Raw genomic sequence first — 15525 nt, forward strand, 5'->3', positions numbered from 1 at the left:
ATGTCAACTGCTCCCCTGTACACCGTTGTTGTGCCCGCTGCAGGAATAGGTCAACGTATGCAAGCCGACAGGCCCAAACAATATTTGACCATAGCCGGTAAGACCATTTTGGAGCACACCCTAGAGAACCTGTACGCTCACCCTCAAATTGAACAAATCATTGTCGCGATAAACCCATTAGATCAATACTTTGACAGCTTGCCCATTGCTAGCAAAACCTGGGTAAAGCGGGTTGATGGTGGCGGTGAACGCGCAGACTCAGTTTTAGCAGGCCTAAACAGCATTCAAAACGCTGATTGGGTACTCGTGCATGATGCCGCGCGCCCTTGCCTCGCCCAAGACGACTTAAGCAAACTTTTGGCCACAGCCGAGCATTCAGAGCATGGCGCGATCCTCGCCTGCCGAGTGCGAGACACGATGAAACGCGGAAATTCGTCGCACGATATATTGCACACTGAGAGCCGTGACAATCTATGGCACGCTTTAACACCGCAGTTTTTTCCTTTAGATGCGCTGCGTAGCGCTTTGGGTCAAGCAATGGCTCAAGGCATAGAAATTACCGATGAAGCCTCTGCCATAGAATGGGTGCAAGGTAAGGTACATTTAGTTGAAGGGCGAAGCAGTAACATTAAAGTTACCCAACCAGAGGACTTACATTTGGCCGAATTTTATCTACAACACAAGGCAACTTTATGAATTTACGTATAGGTCACGGTTACGACGTGCATAAATTTGGTGATAGCGGCCCCATCACGATTTGCGGTGTGAAGATTGATTACGAGCAAGGCTTACTGGCTCATTCTGACGGAGACGTCGCCCTACACGCGCTATGTGATGCACTATTGGGCGCGTTAGCCTTAGGCGATATTGGTGGTCACTTCCCCGATACTGATGCACAGTTTAAAGGTGCAGATAGCCGTGCATTATTACGCCACGTAATGACGCTCGTTAATGAGCATGGTTACGAGATAGGCAACCTTGATTTAACCATAGTCGCTCAAGCGCCCAAAATGGCGCCGCATATTCAAGCTATGCGTGAAAACATCCGCCAAGACGTAAACGCGCAATTAAACCAAGTGAATGTAAAAGCCACTACCACTGAAAAGCTTGGCTTTGCCGGGCGAAAAGAAGGGATCGCGTGCTATGCGGTGGTGCTATTGAACAAAAGCGTAGCGGCGTAATTGAATGCAAATTAACCATTGGCGGTACCTAAGTAGCAAGCCCGAATCAACTGGCATATTCAAACAGCAACCTGATGATTTTGTGGTGCAAGAAATTCTCGGTTATGAGCCTGTCGGGGAAGGCGAACATATTTATCTGTGGGTACGAAAAGAAGGTTTAAATACCGCTTATTTGGCGGAGCAGATCGCCAAGTTTGCTCAGCTACCACTGCGCGCGGTTACCTACGCTGGGCGCAAAGACAAACACTCAGTTAGCGAGCAATGGTTTGGTGTGCACAAACCCGGTAAAGCAGAATATGATTGGTCGGCGCTGAATGTACCGGGTGCCACCGTACTCAAAGCTATTCGTCACAATAAAAAGCTGCGAACTGGTGTATTAAAAGGTAATAAGTTTACTATTTTGATGCGCGACGTTACCCCCAGCGACGACTTAGCACAACGCATTGCGCAAGTGAGCCTGTCAGGTGCCCCTAATTACTATGGCCCCCAAAGATTTGGTGATAGCCGCTATGATCCCAAGGGCAGTAATTTGGTGCTTGCTGAAAAAATGATTAACGGTGAAGTTATTCGCAACCGTAATAAGCGCTCAATGGCTATCTCGGCATTACGTTCTTGGTTATTTAACGAGGTACTGAGCGAACGTATCAATGCAGGGGATTTTGCCCAGCCCTTAGAAGGCGATGTAATGTCTTTAGCGGGCAACGCAAGCTATTTTGTTAGCGATGATATCGACGATACCATCAAGCAACGCTTAGCCACACGAGACATAACCATATCTGCACCTTTGTGGGGTAAAGGCGAGCTTGCGTCCACCGGCTCAGCATTAGCATTTGAAAAAAGCGTTGTCATGAAACACCCCAAGATAACGCAAACGTTAGCCAGTCTAGGCTTGGAGCAAGAAAGACGTCCTATTGTTTTATACCCAAGCAACCTGACATGGGCGTGGGAGCAAAATAATCTGCGCATTGCGTTTGAATTACCCGCCGGCACATTTGCCACGTCAGTTTTGCGAGAAATTTTAAATGTCGAATCTGTCGATACGGGGGCCAGCGAATGAGAATTTTACTCAGTAACGATGATGGCGTTTTTGCTCAAGGCTTAGCTGAGTTATATAAGGAGCTAAAAGAAGACCATGAAATTACGGTCATTGCCCCTGATCGTAACTGCAGCGGCGCAAGCAATGCATTATCGCTTCAGCAACCTTTGCGTATGGAACAAATGCAAAGTGGTTTTTATGCGGTCAATGGTACTCCCTCAGATTGCGTGCATGTTGGTGTGAATAGCTTTTTACAGCAGGACCCGGAGTTAGTTATCTCTGGTATCAATCATGGTGCTAATTTGGGTGACGACGTTATTTATTCTGGTACGGTAGCCGCCGCCACTGAAGGAAGGTACATGGGGTTGCCCGCCATTGCGGTATCGCTATGCGCCCACACCAGTGATAACTTTGTTAGCGCAGCGAAATTTGTGCGCCGTATAGTTACCCACTTGCAAGCACATCCCTTGCCAGCGGACCAAATTTTAAACGTTAATATTCCTGATTTACCCTATGGCGAGATAAAAGGCATAAAAGTAACCCGCCAAGGAAGACGCCACAGAGCAAAGACGATGATAAAGGACACCGACCCAAGAGGGAAAACCATCTTTTGGTATGGCCCTGTGGGCGAAGAACAAGATGCAGGGCCAGGGACTGACTTTCACGCCATAAGTGAAGGCTTTTGCTCTGTCACTCCCTTATCAGTAGATATGACCGCTCATCAATCTCTTGAAGATGTGCGACAATGGATTACAAAAATATAATGATTAGAAACAGCATGATGAGGGTTTATCGTCATTATCGCTGTTCAGCATTTGGTATTAATCACACACACATTGGATAGACAGTTACATGAGAGTTTCTTCACGCAAAGGGGAAAGCCTAGCCCATCTGTTAAAACAAGAAGGCATAGTCAATGCTTCAGTCCTAAATGCGGTGGCTTGTACGCCCAGAGAATTATTTTTGCCTGACGCGTTACGCCATAAAGCATATCAAAATACCGCTTTACCGATTGGTCAAGGTCAAACCATTTCTCAGCCTTATATTGTAGCGAAAATGACAGAGTTATTGTTGGCCTCAAGCAATGCACCAAAGGCGGTACTGGAAATTGGCACTGGCTCAGGTTATCAAACCGCTATTTTGGCTCAGCTGTTTGATAAAGTGTTCAGTGTTGAGCGCATCAAAAGTTTGCAATTTCAAGCTAAACGCAGAATGAACCAATTGGATTTACATAATGTCTCTATGAAGCACGGTGACGGTTGGCAAGGTTGGTCTAGTAAAGGGCCGTTTGATGCCATTATCGTGACCGCAGCGGCAAGCCAAGTACCTGCTAAATTGGTTGAACAACTGAATGATGGTGGTCGGCTTATTATCCCTGTAGGGGAACAAAGCCAGCAACTACATTGCATTACTCGCGTGGGTGAAGGGTTTAACGAACAGATAATTGAAGCGGTACGCTTTGTGCCTCTTGTAGCGGGTGACATTATTTGATTGCCTTCGTATTTAGCAAGTGGCTTAACTCGTAGCGTTATGTAAAGAATAACTCGCTGCCTAAAAACTGAATTAATGACTGAGCAACCTCAGGGATAGACAAAAAATAATGCAAAATAAACGATCATGGCGAGACCATCTGGCCTTAGCCGCAAAAGGAATGGTAATGGGTGCAGCAGATGCAGTACCTGGCGTATCTGGTGGCACAATTGCATTTATCACGGGTATTTACGAAGAGCTCATTTACTCGTTAAAGCAATGCGGGCCAGAGGCGTTAAACGTTCTTTTTCGTCAAGGCTTTGCTGCGATGTGGAAGCATATTAATGGCGCTTTTTTACTGACGTTACTCATGGGCATTATGCTAAGCATCTTCACCATATCACGGTTGGTCTTATACTGGCTTGATGCCTACCCAGTGATGTTGTGGTCTTTCTTCTTTGGCTTAATATTGGCAGCAATTTGGTCCCTAATACGGCATATTGAATCTTGGGATGTAAAAACTATCGCTTTCTTTGTCATGGGCACGCTTGCCGCGTATCTAATTACAATGATCCCCCCTAGTGCGATTGAACCGACTAAGTTATTTATCTTTTTATCCGGAATGCTTGCCATTTGCGCCATGATTTTACCCGGTATTTCAGGCAGCTTTATTTTGCTTTTACTGGGTATGTATACGCATATTCTAACTGCGGTGAAAGACCTCGATATAGTGACATTGGCTCTGTTTGCCATCGGTTGCGTATTTGGGTTATTAAGCTTTTCTCGCGTATTGAACTGGATGTTTAATTCCCATAAAACACTCACGTTAGCGCTACTGGGCGGTTTTATGTTGGGTTCGCTGAACAAAGTATGGCCCTGGAAGCTGACTATAGAATCAACAGTAAACAGTCACGGTAAAACGATCCCCTTAGTGCAAGAAAATATATTACCCGGCACATTCGAGGTGTTAACAAGTCAGCCTTCTTATCTATGGTATGCCATCGCATTGAGTCTATTCGGTGCTGGCGCAGTATTACTTTTAGAAAAAGTAGGCTCTGCCCCTCGGGAATAAGCTTGTTAACCTTACTTATCCACGTTGGCTGTATCAACAGATGAAAAAATCGTCTGGTTTGCTTATTTTTTCTTTTTGCATTTGTCTTGCGGCTTGTTCAAGTCGCAAGGCGCCTGCGCCTATTGTTGAGATTTATCAAGGCAAAACCTTTCGGGATGTTAAAAAGTCGTCTTATAATGCTCATTCTTACACAGTGGAAAAGGGCGATACGCTCTACACCATTTCCTGGAAAAGTGGACAAGATTATCGAGATATTGCAAAATTAAACGGTATTCGACCTCCGTATAATATCTTCCCAGGCCAACGTTTAACGCTCAAAAAATCATCAGGGTCAATAGTTAAAAGGTCTAACAATGGCACTGGTCTGAGTTCAAATTCAAAATCAAATCAAGTAGTTGACCCCCCAAAAAAGCAGGCGTATGGTAAATCTAACGCCACTGTTACAAAAGAGGTAACTACCTCTTCCGGCAGTGAGTTTCCAAGTAAAATCGCAGCATGGCTATGGCCAACTAAAAACACCGTTACACGTGGTTTTTCTAACACAGAACACGGCAATAAAGGCTTAGATTTTAACGGAAACTTAGGTTCACCTATTTTGGCGACCGCTGCTGGCAAAGTTGTTTACACAGGGGATGCCCTGCGTGGATATGGAAAGCTCGTTATAGTGAAACACTCAGATTCATTTTTGAGTGCTTATGCCCATAACGATAGTATTCTAGTGAAAGAGCAACAGTGGGTTAGAGCAGGTCAAAAAATTGCGACTATGGGAAAAAGTGGTTCCGACACAGTTAAACTTCATTTTGAAGTGCGCTACAAGGGCCAGTCTATAGACCCGCTACGCTATCTGCCTAAACGATAATAACAATAAATAATTATAAAACTATCAGGAGATGTTTAGGAATTAGTATTAGCTAAGGAGTCACCATGAGTCATCAAAATAGCGCTACCATAGAGTTAGATTTAGTCGACGACATTGAAGAAGCCGTAGAAAAAGAATTAGTAAAGGCAGAGAAAGATTCTGAAGATAAATTTAAAGATATCGTCTCTAGCAAAGAAGCCCCTAGTAAAAATCTCGATGCCACCCAATTATATTTAGGCGAAATAGGCTTTTCCCCCCTGCTGTCTGCAGAAGAAGAAGTGTATTTTTCGCGCCGAGCCCTAAAAGGCGATGAAGCCTCACGACAACGTATGATCGTCAGTAACTTACGATTAGTGGTAAAGATCGCGCGACGTTATAACAACAGAGGTTTGGCCTTACTTGACTTAGTCGAAGAAGGTAATCTCGGCCTTATCCGCGCAGTTGAAAAGTTTGATCCTGAACGAGGATTTCGTTTTTCTACCTATGCGACGTGGTGGATACGCCAGACGATTGAACGGGCTATTATGAATCAAACCCGCACAATTCGCTTACCTATACATGTCGTAAAAGAACTTAACGTATACCTTCGTACCTCACGCGAATTGGCGCAGAAGTTAGATCATGAACCCACAGCAGAGGAAATAGCTGAGGCGGTTCAAAAACCCGTTGCAGATGTCACTAAGATGCTGCGTTTAAATGAGCGTATTACCTCGGTCGATACACCCATCGGCAGTGAGAACGACAACGTTTTACTGGATATCATTGCTGACGATAACGGTCACGATCCTGAAGAAGATTTGCAGGACAAAAACGTCAAATTAAGTATCGTTGGCTGGTTAGAAGATTTAAATCCTAAACAAAGAGAAGTATTAGCCAGACGATTTGGGCTGTTAGGGTACGAACCTTCAACGCTAGAGGATGTGGGTGTAGAAATAGGGTTAACACGTGAGCGAGTTCGCCAAATTCAGGTAGAAGCTCTGCGAAGACTCAAGGATATGCTTGGTCACAAGGGATTAAGCTTGGAATCATTGTTTAATCAATTAGCTTAAAAAAATATGCTCCTAAACAAAAAATGCCGCTCTATTAAGAAGCGGCATTTTTTACGCGATATGCCCGAGTTAAACGGGAGGCGCGAAATTAGCAGTCGGTGTCGTCTGCATTCATTTTAGATTTAGCATCTTCACAAGTGTCTTCCATTGCATTAACTGCATCAGTTTTCATCTCACTTGCTTTGTCTTTGCCTTTTTCCATCCACTCAGACGCTTTTTCCTTGCTATCTTCGTAGGCTTCAGAAGAGGCGTCTTTCGCGTCTTCGTAAGCGTCAGAGGCCTCTTCCTTAGCATCTTCATAAGCATCAGATGCTGTATCTTTAGCTTCTTCGTAAGCGTCTTTAGATTTCTCGCCAGCGGCTTCCATTTTCTCTTTGCTGGTTTGTACAGCTGAGTCCATCTTATCACCTGTTGTCGCTTCCTTCTTCTCGCTACAAGCTGCAAGAGATAATGACGCAACAAAGATCACCATAGCTGTTTTGGTAAATGTATTTTTCATTCTAGTTCCTTATATTTACGCTGCTCGAAAATTCAAGCGATTTAGTATGACTCTTACTAGGGTGCTCACGATGAACGTGATTAACCCTAAGTAACAAACTACCTTTACAAGACCGTGCACGACTCCTTCTAACATAGCTACATTTCGCAATGTTACTAGTGCGGTCAAAGCACATACTATGATGACGAAGAAATACATGGTTGTCTCCTGTAATTTTTAGCAAACAATTTATTAACTGAAAAGTGAAAACTGCAAGCCGCTTTTCCTGTTACCTCATCGCTACTTAGTTTATCTATATTCACTTCAATGCTAGTTTCATGCCAGAACATAAGATATTGAAAAGTAGAAGGTATTAAGCGTTATAGGATGCTAATGATGTGTAAATGTGGGATATTGGCAACACAGAGTTACACATACAGCTACATTACATCTTGTTCTTATGAAGCCACTTTGACAGGATATACAACCCATGTTTAAACGCCTTACTCAACTAAGAGAATTTTTTCTATGCAAACCTCTCCTTCATCACACGATGGCTCAACGTACCGCTTAGTTTTCCCCAAAGTATGTAAAGCTAAGGATGTTATTTCATGGTTACGTGAAGGAAAACATCAATTCAAGCGAAACCCCGGCGCTTGGGTTACCTGTATTTTGATTTGGTTTGTTTTTTCCTTGGTAATGTCGGTCATCCCTATTGTAGGACAAATAGCGGGCGGGTTATTAAATTACGTGTTCATTGCGGGGCTTATGCTTGGTTGTTATGAAGCCAGTCAAGGCAAAGAATTTACGAGTCAATATATGTTTGCGGGCTTTAAACACAATCTTTCTAAATTAGTTGGGTTAGGTTTTGTGAGCATGGTGCTTTCAGGCCTTATTATGTGGATAACGTTGGGAGACATGTATCTTGCCATGCTCAGTGGGGACGTAGATACGCTACCTGCTGATTTTGACGTTAATAGTTTGGCTATCTCTGTTTTAATCGCGACCTTACTGCTCATTCCATTGATGATGGGTCTGTGGTTTGCTCCGGTACTGATTATTCGCCATGATTTATCTGTGTTTGCAGCACTAAGACTCAGCTTCGTCGCCTGCTTCTTAAACACCCTACCCTTTTTCTGGTACGGGCTAATTTTAATTCCGATGTTTCTTTTTGGTATGTTTACCCTTGGTTTAGGTTTACTTATTGTCCTACCGGTAATTTTAGTGAGTATATACGCGTCTTATGTCCAAATCTTCCTAGAGCCTATCAGTGGTGCTTCATTGGACGACTAATAAAAATATTGAATAGTATTTTTGAATTATCAGACGGCTCACAAAAGAGCCGTTTTTACTTTTGAAACCTTTTGTACCGTCATACCCGTCCCAGTAAAATAATTAATAGGGACTTGCGGGAAAGCCTGCTAGTATCTGCGCCCTTTTTTTAACGCGTCAAGGAACAAACATGTCTAAGTTTTTCTTCAAAGGCCGAATAGATCCCCGGGAAAAGTACCAGAGATTTGGCTACAACACTCAGCGAAAAACCAAGGTGGGCAGTGAAAATGCACCGCTACGCATCTCGGTGCAGACCCACGAAAGAGAAGTCGAGCTAAAATCTGTTCTAGCTGAGCATAATCTGCATGCTGAAATCACCGTAGATGCTGATAAGCCTGAAAATACGATTCAACTCGATACCTTACTCAAATTGCCAGGTACACAGACGTTCGTTAAAACCCCAAATAGAAACGACCCCTGCACCTGCGGAAGCGGTAAAAAATATAAAAAATGTTGTGGCTAAGCGAAGCCGCTATGTCATCATTTAGCTGATCACAGGCAACGGTCAGCGAATCACAGTGCGCCTAACCAATCCTGCAACTCGGTGGCAACAGACTTATTATGCTGGGCCAAAAACGCCACAAAGTGATGTGCGTCGCGATTCACAATTCGCTCTAGGGGAAAACCAACTTCCTCAGCACACGCGCTACTTGAAGCATCATTCCCAATATCGTATGCCACATGTGCATCACTTGAAAACACCACCTTCCAATCGAGCTGGTCTGTCATCTCAAGTACCTGTTTGCAAATAGGGCCGCTGCCAGAACGCGAGCCTTTAAATGAGCTGTTATTCACTTCTAAAACCACATTGTTATCTTTTGCGGCTCGGATCACTTCACCTATATCAATGGGAAAGTTAGGGTTCCCAGGATGGCCAATAATCTGTATGTCACCCGTTTCTATAGTGGTTATCATGGCTTGCGTATTTTGCGCTTTCCCTGCTGGCGTAAAAACGGGCTCATGGAAACTCGCGATGGCAAAATCGAGAAAGGGATGAAGACCGTTTGGAATATCATGGCCACCATTGACCGGCATAATATTCGCTTCGATTGCGCGTAATATCGCAACGCCATCGACAAAACGCGGCAGAACATGGCGGTTACCGAAATGCCACGGATGAGGAGAGTCAGGCATCGACGGGCCATGTTCAGTGAGTGAGAACATTTGCATCCCTTTAAGTTTGGCCTGCACAGCGTACTCATGCACAGTGCTATACGCATGTGTGCTGGCGACCGTATGCGAGTGCGTATCAACCAATAACGTCATTTTTTCCTCCTGAGTTTTAATTTATGATAGCGGCTATCAATGACATTTTTCTTAAAATATCTAAAGAAAATGGCAACATGGTTATGCCTATTGGATCTCCCAATGGTGATATCTGAAAGTCACATTGAGGCGAAACCATAATCCTCAATTGGCAGACTATATTACCATAGCGACTTAATTTGCTTATGCTTGAAGCGTGTCTAGATATTTCCGCTCGCTTATGCTTTGTGACAGGGCTAGCTTGAGACTAATGAAGTAACCTGCTTACTGGCGCACGTGATAAAACGAAGAAATATCAACGAGCAGCGGAATGTTTTTAAGCTATTTAATCACCCCTTTTTATAACACTATTCACATTATCACAGAGGTTCTCATGGACAAATTTATGCAAGCGGCGATTGACGAAGCAAAATTGGGCTTAGCAGAAGGCGGGATCCCCATTGGTTCAGTACTTGTACACAATAATAAAATTATTGGTCGAGGTCACAACAAGCGCGTGCAAAGTGGCAGCCCAATATTGCACGGTGAGATGGATGCGCTTGAAAATGCGGGGCGCCAACCAGCACGCGTTTATAAAGAATCGACGCTCTACACCACATTATCACCTTGCAGCATGTGCAGCGGCACTATTCTACTTTACGGTATCCCAAAAGTAGTGATTGGAGAAAATCAAACGTTTATGGGCGAAGAGTCTCTTTTGACCTCCCGCGGGGTGAACACTCAGGTACTGCATAATCAGGAATGCATCAGCCTGATGAATGATTTCATTCGAGATAAGCCCGAACTGTGGAATGAAGATATTGGCGAATGAGCCCCCGAAAAGCCCCATCAAGAACAGAAAAAACAACTCTAAGTTAAAAATATTTTACACAAAGTTTAATTTAACATATATTCTATCCCCTACAATGTTACAAGGTGAGCGGATATGTCATATACAGAGAAAAGCATTTGGGCATCGCTGATATCTACAGTATGTATTTTTGGTTATTATTTTATCAGTGTTTTGAGCCTAGGCTCGATGCCCTCAGAGCAGGCAAACAGTGCTGCGGTTCAGCTATTATTTCAAGCGGTTGTCACCACAGTAGTAGTAGAAATTATTCTGCATAGTGTCATTGCGATATGTAACTCAAGCGATGCGCAACAGCCTGCTGATGAACGAGATAAATTGTACAAAATGAGAGCGAACAGCGTTGGCTATCGCATACTTATTTTGGGTGTTATGTTGACCTTAGGTCATATATTATTAGGATCGTTTATTCCTGAATTTAAAAGCCAAAATGCAGTCGCTACTTTTCCGCTTTTAAGCGCATACATTTTATTTTTCAGTTTTATTATTTCCGAAGTGGCACGCTATTCGAGCCAAGTATTTTTCTATAGAAAAGGTGCCTAAAGTGGCAAATGTTCCAATCAAAAATAAGATCCGAGAGTTACGTTTTTTTGCTGATGAAATGACCCAAAAAGAGTTGGCAGAATTGGTCGGGGTGACCCGCCAAACGATCATGGCAATAGAAAAAAGTAAGTATTCACCAACCTTAGAGGTTGCCTTCAAAATTGCCGAAGTATTTGGTCAGTCGCTAGAAGAAGTTTTTCAATACGAAGGGTAAAAAAGCAAAGGTTAGTGTGCACTAATCTTTGCTTAAGCCATTTATAACGAAGCGTTCTTTTTATCTAACTGACAGCAAGAGAGTAACCTTATTCTGTGCTGCCAGTTTAACTAACGAGAGTACATTAATCAAAGTTAGTTAACGCTTACTTACTTCGGACCCTTCCACTTAACTTCATATAAGTCTCGGCGGCGATCTAAGTAGTTTCTCACAGACCCTTCATTTTTAAGTTGTTTTAACTTATCAAAATCTAAGTCAACGATCAGCGTCATTTCAGTATTCGGCGTCGTTTCTGACACTATTGCATCATGGGGAAATGCGAAATCCGATGGGGAAAACACAGCGGTTTGACCGTATTGAATGTCCACGTTATCAACCTTAGGAAGGTTACCCACACTGCCAGCAATTGCTACGTAACATTCGTTTTCTATCGCCCTAGCTTGAGAGCAACGACGTACACGCAGGTAGCCATTTTTGGTGTCAGTCCAAAACGGAACGAATAAGATTTGAATATCTTGCTCTGCCAATAAACGGCCCAATTCAGGGAACTCAACATCGTAACAAATCAGTATGCCGACTTTACCAAAATCAGTATCGAATGCTTGTAATTGATTCCCCCCTTGCATGATCCAATCTTTTTTCTCATGTGGTGTCGGATGCAATTTATATTGGCTTTCAACACGTCCATCTCGGTGGCAAAAATAGCTCACATTATACAGTTCATTTTCTTCGATAACCGGCACCGACCCGGCAATAACATTTATGTTATACGAGACAGCTAAACGTGAAATTTCGGTGAGGATTTCATCCGTGTAAGTGGCTAAATTCCAAATCGCATCGATAGATGTATCAGCCTGCTTAATCCCCATTAATGGTGCGTTAAAAAATTCAGGGAAAAGTGCGACGTCACATTTGTAATCTGACAAGGCATCCACGAAATATTCAACTTGCTGGAGCAACTCTGGCACATCATTGAAATAACGCATTTGCCATTGAATACATCCGATACGCGCTGAGTTGCGCTGGCTACCCAACAACTCAGGCTCTTCAGGGTCATAGTAAATATTGTGCCATTGAAGCAGCGTAGCGTAACCACGAGACGCTTTATCCTCAGGGAAATACGCTTTAAGCAATTGTTTTACTTCGAAGCCATTGGACAATTGGAAGGTTAAAATTGGATCATGGATGTCTTTTGATTTGACTAACTCAACATATTCATATGGTGACATCTGCGCTGCATACTTGGTGTAGTTAGGGATCCGCCCACCAGCCACAATCGATTTTAAGTTTAGATTCCGGCACACTTCTTTGCGTGCTTCATACAAGCGTCGCCCTAATCGCAAGCCTCGATACTCAGGAGACACAAAAAGGTCTACGCCATAAAGCACATCACCCTTTGGATCGTGGGTAGACATATATGCGTCACCGGTAATGTCTTCATAGGTATGTTTATCACCAAATTTATCGTAATCGATTATCACTGAAATGGCGGCAGCGACAACCTTGCCTTTATCTTCAATACAGATTTGCCCTTCAGGAAAAACATTCAACTGCGATTGAAAATTTTTCAAAGGCCAGGCCCCACCAACTTGAGAATAGACGATGTCCATAAGCTCTTTTACGTCGGCATAATCATCTATGGTTAAATGGCGCAATTCCAAAATATGTTCTGGATCATCCATCGAGGGAGTTGAGCAATTATTGTCGTGCATAAGCGTACCGAGAGGCTCCGTTATAATAGGGATTGGTCACGAGATACAACCTGTACCAGCATGGAGGTTTCGTCAAGCAATGTTTATCATCTAGCGGCAATTCGAGACATCTGTTTTACCCACTCTTCAACTATTCTTGACCCAATGGGTCGAGTAGTTGAATAAACTGACGTTGCATTACATGACGAAGCAAATATTGAGGACAGCAATTAGTGAGCCATCCCGCGGTATTGCGCTCTTTTGGCTAACCTAATTCAACTTATTGGTTAATAACTTGCATTAGCTTGGCTAATAGGCTCGTTAACTTGGCCAAAGTCATGTGTATATGCGTGTGAAGATAGCGCAGAAAATAATGGTTTTATCCTACTTCACAGCGTAGTTTGTATGCTTCTATCACCTACTTAGTCAGCGACGAGTAAAGTGGTTATTCCTTGAGCGATTGAAGTTTTTAATAAAGTGTCTTCAGTGTCATAGCGTTGAAGAAATTTGTTCACTATAATGCGCGACTTTACAGTCCCGCAACTAGGTATTAATGGTAATGGCAGAGCAAGCAGATTGGACAATCGACGATGCGGAGCGCGTATATGGCGTTAAACGTTGGGGTGCTGGTTACTTCGAAATCGGATCAAACGGCAATCTTAAGATCACTCCAGATCTTTCAAATAAAAATATGCGTATCGACTTCCAATCCGTCATCGAAGAAATTAAAGAAGAAGGCATTCAATTTCCCGTTGTTGTGCGCTTTCACGATATTTTACGCTCTCAGGTTGCGTGCTTAAATCAAACCTTTATCAACACCATCGAAGAAGCCCAGTATCAGGGCAAGTACATGGGTGTTTATCCGGTTAAAGTAAACCAGATGCGCGAAGTGGTCGAAGAAATAGTAGACGCTGGCGCTCCGTTTAACTATGGCCTAGAAGCAGGCTCTAAAGCCGAGCTTATTACGGTTATGGCTTACAATACCAATATCGACTCGTTGACGATCTTAAACGGATACAAAGACGCCGAGTTTATGCGTCTAGCGTTGTTAGGTCGCAAACTTGGCCGCAAGATGATAGTGGTAATTGAGAAATACTCAGAGCTAAGCCTGCTTGTGAACGCCGCTAAACAATTAGATGTGATGCCTATCATTGGCCTTCGATCAAAAATGACTGTAAAAGGCCGTGGCAAATGGGAAAGTTCAGGCGGTGACCGTGCTAAATTCGGCCTCACTACCAGCGAAATGATTTGCGCCGCTCGCTATCTAGAAAGCGAGGGCATGGGCGAATGTTTGAAATTACTGCATTTCCATATTGGTAGCCAATTAACTGACATCCGCGCAGTCAAAGAGGCCATCAGTGAAGGCGGTCGTATTTACGCAGAATTACACCGCATGGGCTTTAAATTAGAGTACGTTGATGTGGGCGGCGGTTTAGGTATCGATTACGACGGCAGCAAATCAACTAATGACTCATCACGTAACTACACCATGGAAGAATACGTAGCCGATGTCGTTTACGGTATGCGTGAAGTGTGTGACTTAGAAGGCGTTCCTCACCCTACGCTTGTTAGCGAAAGTGGCCGTGCTATTACCGCTCACCATAGCTGCGTTGTGGCGCAAGTTGTTGGTGAAATTCGCGCAAATAGCGCCGAGCTTCCCACAGATAAATTGCCCAACGATCACGTTTTATTGAATAACATTCGCGAATTGGCTGAAAGTGTTGACTCGCAAGACAACCTTCAAGAAATTTTCAACGATGCATCTCAATGGAAAGAGCACGCAATTAACGCATTTAAACTGCGCGTTATTTCATTAGAAGAATTAGGCAAAATTGAAACTTTGTATTGGCAGATTATGGTCAAATTGCAGCATCGCCTGAAAGATGCTGAGTTTGTACCAGAAGAATTACAAGAACTTGACTACAACTTGTCGTCACAATACTTGTGTAATTTCTCTGTTTTCCAATCCGCAGCGGACACGTGGGCGATAGACCAAGTATTACCGGTCGTACCCATTGCTCGCATGAACGAGAAACCCACCGTGAATTGTTCACTCGTCGACATCACCTGTGATAGTGACGGTAAGCTTGACCAATTCGTGGTTGAGCACGGTATCTCAGACGTGCTGCCGATGCCGCCGCTTAAAAAAGGGGAAGAGTATTACTTAGGGTTGTTCCTCACCGGCGCATATCAAGATGTAATGGGCGATATGCATAATTTGTTCGGCCGGTTGAACGAAGTGCATATTTTTGGTGATGATGATGACCCAGAAGACTTCTACATTGAAGAAATGGTTAAAGGCTCATCTGTACAAGACGTATTATCTATTATGCAGTACAACCCAGATGCAATGGCCCAATCGGTTAAACGTATGATTGACCAGCATATTTCAAGTGGCGCAATGAAGCCTCGCGAAGCGGTAAAATGGACTGACTTTTACGAAGATTGCCTAAAAGGTTATACCTATTTAAAAACCAATTAAGCATT

17 protein-coding genes are annotated in these 15525 nt (G+C 43.5%); 14 read left to right on the top strand and 3 right to left on the bottom strand.

From position 1 onward, the window contains the following. The 8 genes from ispD (at position 1) to rpoS (ending at position 6667) form a co-directional block, all read left to right on the top strand. Positions 1-696 (top strand): 2-C-methyl-D-erythritol 4-phosphate cytidylyltransferase, encoded by a 696-nt coding sequence (gene ispD, locus AC0VYA_RS19610; RefSeq protein ID WP_475489390.1) that lies wholly within the window; start codon positions 1-3, stop codon positions 694-696. Further along, on the top strand, positions 693-1181 hold the full coding sequence (gene ispF / locus AC0VYA_RS19615; protein ID WP_475489391.1) for a 2-C-methyl-D-erythritol 2,4-cyclodiphosphate synthase: 489 nt from the start codon (positions 693-695) through the stop codon (positions 1179-1181). Before ispD ends, ispF begins: the two co-directional genes overlap by 4 nt. A 4-nt stretch (positions 1182-1185) precedes the next feature. Next, entirely contained in the window at positions 1186-2238 is a 1053-nt protein-coding gene (gene truD, locus AC0VYA_RS19620) for a tRNA pseudouridine(13) synthase TruD (RefSeq protein WP_475489392.1), read from the top strand. Next, on the top strand, positions 2235-2981 hold the full coding sequence (gene surE, locus AC0VYA_RS19625; RefSeq protein WP_011576568.1) for a 5'/3'-nucleotidase SurE: 747 nt from the start codon (positions 2235-2237) through the stop codon (positions 2979-2981). Before truD ends, surE begins: the two co-directional genes overlap by 4 nt. Before the next feature lie 88 nt (positions 2982-3069). Next, the gene (locus AC0VYA_RS19630; protein WP_011576569.1) at positions 3070-3708 is read left to right on the top strand and encodes a protein-L-isoaspartate(D-aspartate) O-methyltransferase; all 639 of its coding nucleotides are present in this window, start codon (positions 3070-3072) and stop codon (positions 3706-3708) included. 109 nt (positions 3709-3817) lie between these two features. Further along, positions 3818-4759 carry a polyprenyl-phosphate transporter gene (locus AC0VYA_RS19635; protein ID WP_475489393.1) on the top strand — a complete coding sequence of 314 codons (942 nt, stop codon included), beginning with the start codon at positions 3818-3820 and terminating at the stop codon, positions 4757-4759. Positions 4760-4799: 40 nt separating this feature from the next. Next, on the top strand, positions 4800-5618 hold the full coding sequence (locus AC0VYA_RS19640) for a peptidoglycan DD-metalloendopeptidase family protein (RefSeq protein ID WP_011576571.1): 819 nt from the start codon (positions 4800-4802) through the stop codon (positions 5616-5618). 65 nt (positions 5619-5683) lie between these two features. Continuing rightward, positions 5684-6667, top strand: a complete 984-nt coding sequence (gene rpoS / locus AC0VYA_RS19645; RefSeq protein ID WP_006994694.1) for an RNA polymerase sigma factor RpoS — start codon at positions 5684-5686, stop codon at positions 6665-6667. Positions 6668-6755: 88 nt separating this feature from the next. Here rpoS and AC0VYA_RS19650 read toward each other — a convergent pair whose 3' ends face one another. Next, the gene (locus tag AC0VYA_RS19650) at positions 6756-7166 is read right to left on the bottom strand and encodes a hypothetical protein (RefSeq protein WP_475489394.1); all 411 of its coding nucleotides are present in this window, start codon (positions 7164-7166) and stop codon (positions 6756-6758) included. A 507-nt stretch (positions 7167-7673) separates the two neighbouring features. On the opposite strand from AC0VYA_RS19650, the gene AC0VYA_RS19655 reads away from it, so the two are divergent. Continuing rightward, the gene (locus tag AC0VYA_RS19655; protein WP_475489395.1) at positions 7674-8438 is read left to right on the top strand and encodes a BPSS1780 family membrane protein; all 765 of its coding nucleotides are present in this window, start codon (positions 7674-7676) and stop codon (positions 8436-8438) included. A gap of 169 nt (positions 8439-8607) precedes the next feature. Then, entirely contained in the window at positions 8608-8940 is a 333-nt protein-coding gene (locus tag AC0VYA_RS19660; RefSeq protein ID WP_475489396.1) for a PBPRA1643 family SWIM/SEC-C metal-binding motif protein, read from the top strand. A gap of 50 nt (positions 8941-8990) precedes the next feature. Here AC0VYA_RS19660 and AC0VYA_RS19665 read toward each other — a convergent pair whose 3' ends face one another. Next, positions 8991-9743, bottom strand: a complete 753-nt coding sequence (locus AC0VYA_RS19665) for a PHP domain-containing protein (protein WP_473476453.1) — start codon at positions 9741-9743, stop codon at positions 8991-8993. Positions 9744-10116: 373 nt separating this feature from the next. On the opposite strand from AC0VYA_RS19665, the gene AC0VYA_RS19670 reads away from it, so the two are divergent. The 3 genes from AC0VYA_RS19670 to AC0VYA_RS19680 all read left to right on the top strand — a co-directional run bounded on the left by AC0VYA_RS19670 (position 10117) and on the right by AC0VYA_RS19680 (position 11347). Beyond that, positions 10117-10554: a nucleoside deaminase gene (locus AC0VYA_RS19670; RefSeq protein ID WP_011576577.1), complete on the top strand. Its 438-nt coding sequence runs from the start codon at positions 10117-10119 to the stop codon at positions 10552-10554. 114 nt (positions 10555-10668) lie between these two features. Beyond that, complete coding sequence (locus AC0VYA_RS19675; protein ID WP_475489397.1) at positions 10669-11133, top strand: hypothetical protein; 465 nt, start codon at positions 10669-10671, stop codon at positions 11131-11133. 1 nt (position 11134) lies between these two features. Next, positions 11135-11347, top strand: coding sequence for a helix-turn-helix transcriptional regulator (locus tag AC0VYA_RS19680; protein ID WP_006992993.1), 213 nt, complete (start codon positions 11135-11137; stop codon positions 11345-11347). Positions 11348-11496: 149 nt separating this feature from the next. Here AC0VYA_RS19680 and AC0VYA_RS19685 read toward each other — a convergent pair whose 3' ends face one another. After that, a complete protein-coding gene (locus AC0VYA_RS19685; RefSeq protein ID WP_011576579.1) occupies positions 11497-13059 on the bottom strand; it encodes a bifunctional GNAT family N-acetyltransferase/carbon-nitrogen hydrolase family protein in 1563 nt (520 codons plus the stop codon). Positions 13060-13597: 538 nt separating this feature from the next. Between AC0VYA_RS19685 and speA the strand changes: the two genes are divergently transcribed. Further along, the gene (gene speA / locus AC0VYA_RS19690; protein ID WP_041714115.1) at positions 13598-15520 is read left to right on the top strand and encodes a biosynthetic arginine decarboxylase; all 1923 of its coding nucleotides are present in this window, start codon (positions 13598-13600) and stop codon (positions 15518-15520) included. Positions 15521-15525 lie beyond the last annotated feature (5 nt).

This window comes from Paraglaciecola sp. QJM3NY_14 (assembly GCF_056173245.1).

Bases quoted from the DNA above. Each gene is read 5' to 3' on its own strand.
- ispD (WP_475489390.1), top strand. From the start codon at position 1: ATGTCAACTGCTCCCCTGTACACCGTTGTTGTGCCCGCTGCAGGAATA.
- ispF (WP_475489391.1), top strand. From the start codon at position 693: ATGAATTTACGTATAGGTCACGGTTACGACGTGCATAAATTTGGTGAT.
- truD (WP_475489392.1), top strand. From the start codon at position 1,186: ATGCAAATTAACCATTGGCGGTACCTAAGTAGCAAGCCCGAATCAACT.
- surE (WP_011576568.1), top strand. From the start codon at position 2,235: ATGAGAATTTTACTCAGTAACGATGATGGCGTTTTTGCTCAAGGCTTA.
- AC0VYA_RS19630 (WP_011576569.1), top strand. From the start codon at position 3,070: ATGAGAGTTTCTTCACGCAAAGGGGAAAGCCTAGCCCATCTGTTAAAA.
- AC0VYA_RS19635 (WP_475489393.1), top strand. From the start codon at position 3,818: ATGCAAAATAAACGATCATGGCGAGACCATCTGGCCTTAGCCGCAAAA.
- AC0VYA_RS19640 (WP_011576571.1), top strand. From the start codon at position 4,800: ATGAAAAAATCGTCTGGTTTGCTTATTTTTTCTTTTTGCATTTGTCTT.
- rpoS (WP_006994694.1), top strand. From the start codon at position 5,684: ATGAGTCATCAAAATAGCGCTACCATAGAGTTAGATTTAGTCGACGAC.
- AC0VYA_RS19650 (WP_475489394.1), bottom strand. From the start codon at position 7,166: ATGAAAAATACATTTACCAAAACAGCTATGGTGATCTTTGTTGCGTCA.
- AC0VYA_RS19655 (WP_475489395.1), top strand. From the start codon at position 7,674: ATGCAAACCTCTCCTTCATCACACGATGGCTCAACGTACCGCTTAGTT.
- AC0VYA_RS19660 (WP_475489396.1), top strand. From the start codon at position 8,608: ATGTCTAAGTTTTTCTTCAAAGGCCGAATAGATCCCCGGGAAAAGTAC.
- AC0VYA_RS19665 (WP_473476453.1), bottom strand. From the start codon at position 9,743: ATGACGTTATTGGTTGATACGCACTCGCATACGGTCGCCAGCACACAT.
- AC0VYA_RS19670 (WP_011576577.1), top strand. From the start codon at position 10,117: ATGGACAAATTTATGCAAGCGGCGATTGACGAAGCAAAATTGGGCTTA.
- AC0VYA_RS19675 (WP_475489397.1), top strand. From the start codon at position 10,669: ATGTCATATACAGAGAAAAGCATTTGGGCATCGCTGATATCTACAGTA.
- AC0VYA_RS19685 (WP_011576579.1), bottom strand. From the start codon at position 13,059: ATGCACGACAATAATTGCTCAACTCCCTCGATGGATGATCCAGAACAT.
- speA (WP_041714115.1), top strand. From the start codon at position 13,598: ATGGCAGAGCAAGCAGATTGGACAATCGACGATGCGGAGCGCGTATAT.